At 63.9% G+C, this 5,953-nt stretch carries 6 protein-coding genes and 1 pseudogene; 5 read left to right on the plus strand and 2 right to left on the minus strand.

Annotated elements, in window-relative coordinates:
• Positions 1–133 precede the first annotated feature (133 nt).
• The 3 genes and pseudogenes from EOB49_RS32375 to EOB49_RS32385 all read left to right on the plus strand — a co-directional run bounded on the left by EOB49_RS32375 (position 134) and on the right by EOB49_RS32385 (position 2,110).
• Positions 134–984, plus strand: a pseudogene (locus EOB49_RS32375) (4-(cytidine 5'-diphospho)-2-C-methyl-D-erythritol kinase).
• Positions 971–1,525, plus strand: a complete 555-nt coding sequence (moaB, locus tag EOB49_RS32380) for a molybdenum cofactor biosynthesis protein B (protein WP_127383353.1) — start codon at positions 971–973, stop codon at positions 1,523–1,525. Before EOB49_RS32375 ends, moaB begins: the two are co-directional and overlap by 14 nt.
• A 141-nt stretch (positions 1,526–1,666) precedes the next feature.
• Positions 1,667–2,110, plus strand: a complete 444-nt coding sequence (locus EOB49_RS32385) for an aldehyde-activating protein (protein ID WP_127383354.1) — start codon at positions 1,667–1,669, stop codon at positions 2,108–2,110.
• A gap of 7 nt (positions 2,111–2,117) precedes the next feature.
• Here EOB49_RS32385 and EOB49_RS32390 read toward each other — a convergent pair whose 3' ends face one another.
• Positions 2,118–3,092, minus strand: a complete 975-nt coding sequence (locus EOB49_RS32390; RefSeq protein WP_023808671.1) for a hypothetical protein — start codon at positions 3,090–3,092, stop codon at positions 2,118–2,120.
• Between the two features lie 142 nt (positions 3,093–3,234).
• A complete protein-coding gene (locus EOB49_RS32395) occupies positions 3,235–3,759 on the minus strand; it encodes a glycosyltransferase (protein ID WP_127383355.1) in 525 nt (174 codons plus the stop codon).
• 150 nt (positions 3,760–3,909) lie between these two features.
• On the opposite strand from EOB49_RS32395, the gene EOB49_RS32400 reads away from it, so the two are divergent.
• On the plus strand, positions 3,910–5,064 hold the full coding sequence (locus EOB49_RS32400; protein WP_127383357.1) for a PA0069 family radical SAM protein: 1,155 nt from the start codon (positions 3,910–3,912) through the stop codon (positions 5,062–5,064).
• A 151-nt stretch (positions 5,065–5,215) separates the two neighbouring features.
• Positions 5,216–5,914 (plus strand): ribonuclease HII, encoded by a 699-nt coding sequence (locus EOB49_RS32405; protein WP_127383356.1) that lies wholly within the window; start codon positions 5,216–5,218, stop codon positions 5,912–5,914.
• The last annotated feature ends 39 nt before the right edge of the window (positions 5,915–5,953 follow it).

Here is a 5,953-nt window from a genome sequence, read left to right on the forward strand (position 1 = left end):
GCGTGACCGCCAAGGTGCGGCGCACAGAAAAGCAGACGGCCAACGGCGCGATCGGAACGCTGGTCAAGGATCCGAAGACCGGCGAATACCGACTGGCCAAGGACTGACCATCATTTCGCTTACATCAAACGCAGTGGACACCGCTTTCGGTGTGCGCACTTGGCCTGCGTACGCCAAGATCAATCTTGCGCTGCATGTCACAGGCAGGCGCCCTGACGGCTATCATCTGATCGAAAGCCTGGCGGTATTCACGCGTTTCGGCGACAGGGTCGAAATCGCACTCGCCGACAGCGATGAGTTTGCCGTGTCCGGCCGCTACGCGCCGGAAGTTCCTCTCGACGCCAGCAATCTGGTGCTCAAGGCGCGCGATGCCCTGCGGCAGACAGCCGGGCACGAGAGAACACCGCCGGTCGCCATCCGGCTGGAAAAGAACCTGCCGGTTGCCTCCGGCGTCGGCGGTGGTTCGAGCGACGCGGCGACCGTGCTGCGCGGGCTGGTGGAGACATGGGCGCTGGACATCGATGGCGCAGAGCTGGCGCGAATCGGCCTTTCGCTTGGCGCCGATGTGCCGATGTGCCTGGTGGCAAAGCCGCTGGTGGCGCGCGGCATCGGGGATGAACTGTCGATGGTGCCGGACTTTTCGGCGCTTGGCCTGGTGCTGGTCAATCCCGGCACGCCGGTCTCGACGGCCGAGGTGTTCGCGGCGCTTTCGCGTCGTGACAACGAAGCCTTGCCGCCGCTGCCGCGCGGCATCGATTTCCACAGCCTGCGCAACTGGCTGGAGATCACCCGCAACGATCTCGAGCCGGCAGCGCTGGCGATGCAGCCCGCCATCGGCAGGGCACTTTCCTGGCTGAACAAGGCCGGATCGGGACCGGCAAGGTCGCCAAGCGGGCGGCCGCCGAAATTCGCGGCCGCCAGCCCGACTGGTTCGTTGCCGCGACGCGCAGCATCGCATCGGAGGGCGCAGATGGCCAGAATTGACGAGAGCCGCTCCTTCATTCCCGTGCGCATCGCGGTGCTGACCGTTTCAGATACGCGCAGCCTCCCCGACGACAAATCCGGCCAGACGCTGGCCGACCGCATCACCGAGGCCGGCCACATCCTGGCGGCCCGCGATATCGTCACCGACGACCGCGAGAAAATCCGCGACACGGTTCTGGCGTGGTCACAGGACAAGAATATCGATGTCGTCATCACCACCGGCGGCACCGGCTTCACAGGCCGTGACGTGACGCCGGACGCGCTGGAGCCGATCTTCGAAAAGCGCATGGATGGCTTTTCGGAAGTGTTCCACCGGATTTCCTACGACAAGATCGGCACCTCGACGATCCAGAGCCGGGCGACCGGCGGCGTCGTCAACGCAACCTTCGTCTTCGTGCTGCCGGGTTCGCCAGGCGCCTGCAAGGACGCGTGGGACGGCATCCTGAAAGCGCAGCTCGACTACCGGCACACGCCATGCAACTTCGTCGAGATCATGCCGCGCCTGGACGAGCATTTGCGGCGCGGCAAATCGGCTCCGTAAAAGCCGAGGCAAAGCGCCGGTTCCACGCCGCGTTCGCCAGGCAAAACAGCACCGACGCCTTTGAAACCCCATTCCAAACCGGACCTCGGAAAAGTACCTTGTCTGAAGGCGATCATCGCCGTTCACGACAAGGCAGCTACGATGACCGTGCACACCGGTGGATGCCATTGCGGCAACATACGCCTTGAATTTTCAACCGAGCTCGAGCCACCGCAAACCGAAGTTCGCGCTTGCCAATGCTCGTTCTGTGTCAGACATGGTTCGCGCGCCGTTGCCGATCCGAATGGCAGACTGGTCATCTCGGTCAAGGACGAGACGCAATTGCGGAGATATCAGTTCGGGCTGAGGACGGCCGACTATCTGATCTGCCGGCGGTGCGGTGTCTACGTCGCCGCAATCGCCAGAGATGACGATGCAATCGCCAGAGATGACGATGCAAGGGCGATCGTCATCATCAACGCCCTGGACGACCGCGAGCGGTTCAACCAGGAGCCGGTCCGCGTCGACTTCGATACGGAAAACAGGGCGCAGCGCCAAGCCAGACGCCGCACACGCTGGACACCTGTCGAGATGAGCTTCGGATAGGCAGCTCTCAGCGGATAACCGGCTCGCCATGAAACCGTCGGCGCGACGGCGGCGATACGCCGAAGCCGACTTCCATCATCAGTCGCGGCGTGCGTGCCGGCACGGTGCCCATATGAAAGCCAAAGGGGTCCTCGACGAAGCCGAGACCGGCCTCGCCGGTCAACGTCACCGGGCTTTGCTCGCCATAGACATCCAGCACCTGTTGCGCGGGATGGCCAACCAGAAGCGTGAGCTGATGCTTGAGGCTGCGGCGCTTGTGGCTGCCCCTGACATAGACATGCGGACCGGTGTCGGCGTCGACCGGCTTGAGGTAGAAGAAGAATTTCAGCATGCGCCAATCATCGAGGTCGAAATGATACTTGCCAAGCGAGGCGAGGTTCTTGTCGGCATCGGAAGCGGCACCCGTGGGAAAACTCCACCAGACGCGCGTCGTGATCAGTTTTGCCTGACCGCCGAGATAGTGCGCGGCAATATCCAGAAGCAGCGGATCGCGCTGGATGGCAAGCGCCGCCGGGCAGTCGAGGATGCGCTCGAAAAAATGCCCGCTGAGCAGCGAGCGGCCAAGGCGTTTCTCGGCCTCGGCATGTTCCCCCGGCATGAATTCGAGACGGCGGTCGAAATTGCCGAAGCAAGGCGTGCGCCCGGCGAAGTCGGCGATCTCTTCATGGATATCAGGCGGCAGGACCAGGCCTGAGAACAGCCCGTCGGAGCGCAACGCATCGACGACCGCTCCCCGTTCGACACCGGCAAACATCGTATCCCCGGCATTGGCGACCGGGCGGGCGCGTTTTGCGCCCAGCCAATGCATGCGGCGTCCGGGCATTGTGCGCGCCAACACGAACATCGGCAGCCAGGCAGGGTTCTCCCGCAGGTCCGTCAGATAGGTTGGAATACGTACGGCGATGCGCCGCAGCAGGCTGCCGTTGCGCGCAATGGCCTCGAGACTGGCCGCGCCGGATGTGTCGGGGGTTGAAAGCTTCATTGGGTCCTCGGCTATGAGAGCACCACCGATGCCGCATCGGTGCTCGCCTCTCGGCATGTCCCAAACCCAATTCCCGCTTGAACGGAAGCTAACCCCGCGTCAGATTTTGTGCAATGCACAATGACCTGAGCAACTGCAAAAATCACGTCGAGGAGCGGCGCTCCTGCTTGGCCGGCGCCATCCAGATCTCAGCGTCGAGCCGCTTCGTCGCGAGGCCGCGGGCGATGGCCTCGGCACTGCCGGCGCTCTTTGCCGCGGCAGCCGCCTGACGCTTGCTGATCAGCAAGCCGTCGGCCAAGGCGCGGTTTCCCGAAAAGACCCGGGCCAGGAATGGCGTGCGACTGGCTCGCGTGAGCGAAAACCGTGCCGCCATGGTCTGCCTGGCCGTGTGGGCGACAACTTCATCGATCCAGCCCTCCACCAGCCGCGCGCCCGGCTCCAGGAGCAGCAACCAATCCCCCTTGGCCTGGCGAATGCCGGCAGCGACACCGCCCGTCACGTACTGACAGCCGGCATGCTCGGCCACATGATGCGTCTGATCGGTAGAGCCTGTGTCGCAAACGATGACTTCACGCACCACGCCTTCGACCGCGCCGCCAATCAGCGAGGCGAGCGTGCGGGCTAGGCCCTCCTCGTCATTGCGGGTTTCGATGAGAACACTGAGCATCCTTAGCCGAATAGCGGAAAGCGCCGGACAGCGCCAGTTTTTGCATCGCACCATCGAAAGTTCTTGCTTTGTTCTCTTCAACGAAATAGGAATAATTTCATGAGCAGAGCGATTCGACACAACATGGACAGTCCCTGGGAGCGGGCGAAGATGGAACAGATCGTGCGCGCCGACATTGCGGCTTTCGGAGCAGGAAGAGCCGAGATGGCCAACGCGATGGTCGAGCAGAGCGGCCTGCGTGTCCGCCCGGACCGCAACCGCGGCAGGTCGGCTGGCATCAATCCGTCCGGCCGGTTCGAGCCGGTCAGCCGGCACGTGTTCGACGATGGCTGGAATTCGCTGGAGGAACTGCCACCCTTCAAGACCGAAGTGCAGGTAGAGAAGCCGCGCACCATCATCACCCGCAACGAATCGCCCGACATTTCCTTCGACCGTTCCATCAACCCCTATCGCGGCTGCGAGCATGGCTGCGTCTATTGCTTTGCCCGCCCGACGCACGCGTTCATGGGCCTGTCGCCGGGTCTGGATTTCGAATCGAAGCTGTTCGCCAAGCCTGATGCGGCGCGCTTGCTCGACAAGGAGCTTTCGAAGGACAGCTATCAGCCGCGCACCATCGCCATCGGCACCAACACGGACCCCTACCAGCCGATCGAGAAGCAATACCGGATCATGCGCGAAATCCTCGAAGTGCTGGAAGCGCGCGGCCATCCGGTCGGCATCGTGACAAAGTCCGCTCTGGTGACGCGCGATATGGATATCCTGTCGCGCATGGCCGAACGCGGGCTCGCCAAGGTGGCGCTGTCGGTGACGACGCTCGACCGCATGCTGGCGCGCACCATGGAGCCGCGCGCGTCGACGCCGACCAAGCGGCTGGAAGCGATCCGGCAGCTTTCGGATGCCGGCATTCCGGCGTCGGTCATGGTGGCGCCGATCATTCCGGGCCTGACCGATCCGGAGATGGAACGCATCCTCGATTCCGCACGTGCGGCGGGCGCGCGTGAAGCGGGTTATGTGATCCTGCGGCTGCCGCTGGAGGTCAGCCCGATCTTCAAGGACTGGCTGCTGCGCCATTATCCCGACCGTTACCGCCATGTGATGTCGCTGGTCCGCTCGATGCGCGACGGCAAGGACTACGATTCGGAATGGGGCAAGCGCATGAAGGGCGCCGGTCCCTATGCCTGGCAGATCGGCCGGCGCTTCGAGATCACAGCCAAGCGGCTCGGCCTCAATGCCGAACGGCGCACGCTGCGGACCGATCAGTTCGTTGCCGCCGGGAAAGACCAGGTGCAGCTGACGCTGCTTTGAAGAGACAATTCGTCGCGGTGGTTTGATCCGTCGCGCACCAGAATCCCGTCCGGCCTGCCCCGGCCTGCAGACGGTGCCCTCCCGGTCCGGCGCCCCACCCGACCCGGAGGGACTTGCGGAGAATCGGAGCCGATGCGAACCTCGCCGCAACATGGCTCGCGCGCGTTCTGATTCTCCGCCTCTCTTTGAGATCATCGAGAAGCCCGACTTCTCCTTCGAGACGAAGGCGATGGCGGAGGGCCTGTGGCCGGTTGCCGGGATGGACGAGGCCGGCCGTGGCCCCCTGGCCGGGCCGGTAGTCGCCGCGGCCGTGGTGCTCGATCCCGCCAACATTCCCGACGGCCTCGACGATTCCAAGCGCCTCAGCCATCTGCAGCGTGAAGCCTTGTTCCTGCGAATTCTCGGCTCTGCGCAGGCGGTCTCAATGGCCTCCATCAGTGCCGAGGGTATCGACGGCAGCAACATCCTCAAGGCAAGCCTGGAAGCCATGCGCCGCGCCCTGGTAGGGCTGTCGGTCAGACCGAAGCTCGCCCTTGCCGATGGACGCGACGTGCCGCCTGGCCTGCCTTGTGAAGGGCGCGCGCTGATCAAGGGCGACCAGCGTTCGCAGTCGATCGCCGCCGCCTCGATCGTCGCCAAGGTGATGCGCGATCGCATGATGTGCGGCTGCGGCAACCATCACGATCGCTACGGCTTCGAAGCCCATATGGGCTACGCCACGCTTCGCCATCGCACGGCAATCGAGGCGCATGGCCCGGTGGCGCGGCTGCATCGCGTATCGTTTTCGCCGTTCAGACTGGGTGGGCTGGAAGTGGTCGAGGAAGAGAGCTTCGTCGGAATGGATAGCTGATCTCCCCCCTCGAGGGGGAGATGGCCGGCAGGCCAGAGG

The organism is Mesorhizobium sp. M7A.F.Ca.MR.148.00.0.0, assembly GCF_003997735.1.
GTDB lineage: Bacteria > Pseudomonadota > Alphaproteobacteria > Rhizobiales > Rhizobiaceae > Mesorhizobium.

Bases quoted from the DNA above. Each gene is read 5' to 3' on its own strand.
- EOB49_RS32395 (WP_127383355.1), bottom strand. From the start codon at position 3,759: ATGCTCAGTGTTCTCATCGAAACCCGCAATGACGAGGAGGGCCTAGCC.
- EOB49_RS32400 (WP_127383357.1), top strand. From the start codon at position 3,910: ATGGAACAGATCGTGCGCGCCGACATTGCGGCTTTCGGAGCAGGAAGA.
- EOB49_RS32405 (WP_127383356.1), top strand. From the start codon at position 5,216: ATGGCTCGCGCGCGTTCTGATTCTCCGCCTCTCTTTGAGATCATCGAG.
- EOB49_RS32390 (WP_023808671.1), bottom strand. From the start codon at position 3,092: ATGAAGCTTTCAACCCCCGACACATCCGGCGCGGCCAGTCTCGAGGCC.
- moaB (WP_127383353.1), top strand. From the start codon at position 971: ATGGCCAGAATTGACGAGAGCCGCTCCTTCATTCCCGTGCGCATCGCG.
- EOB49_RS32385 (WP_127383354.1), top strand. From the start codon at position 1,667: ATGACCGTGCACACCGGTGGATGCCATTGCGGCAACATACGCCTTGAA.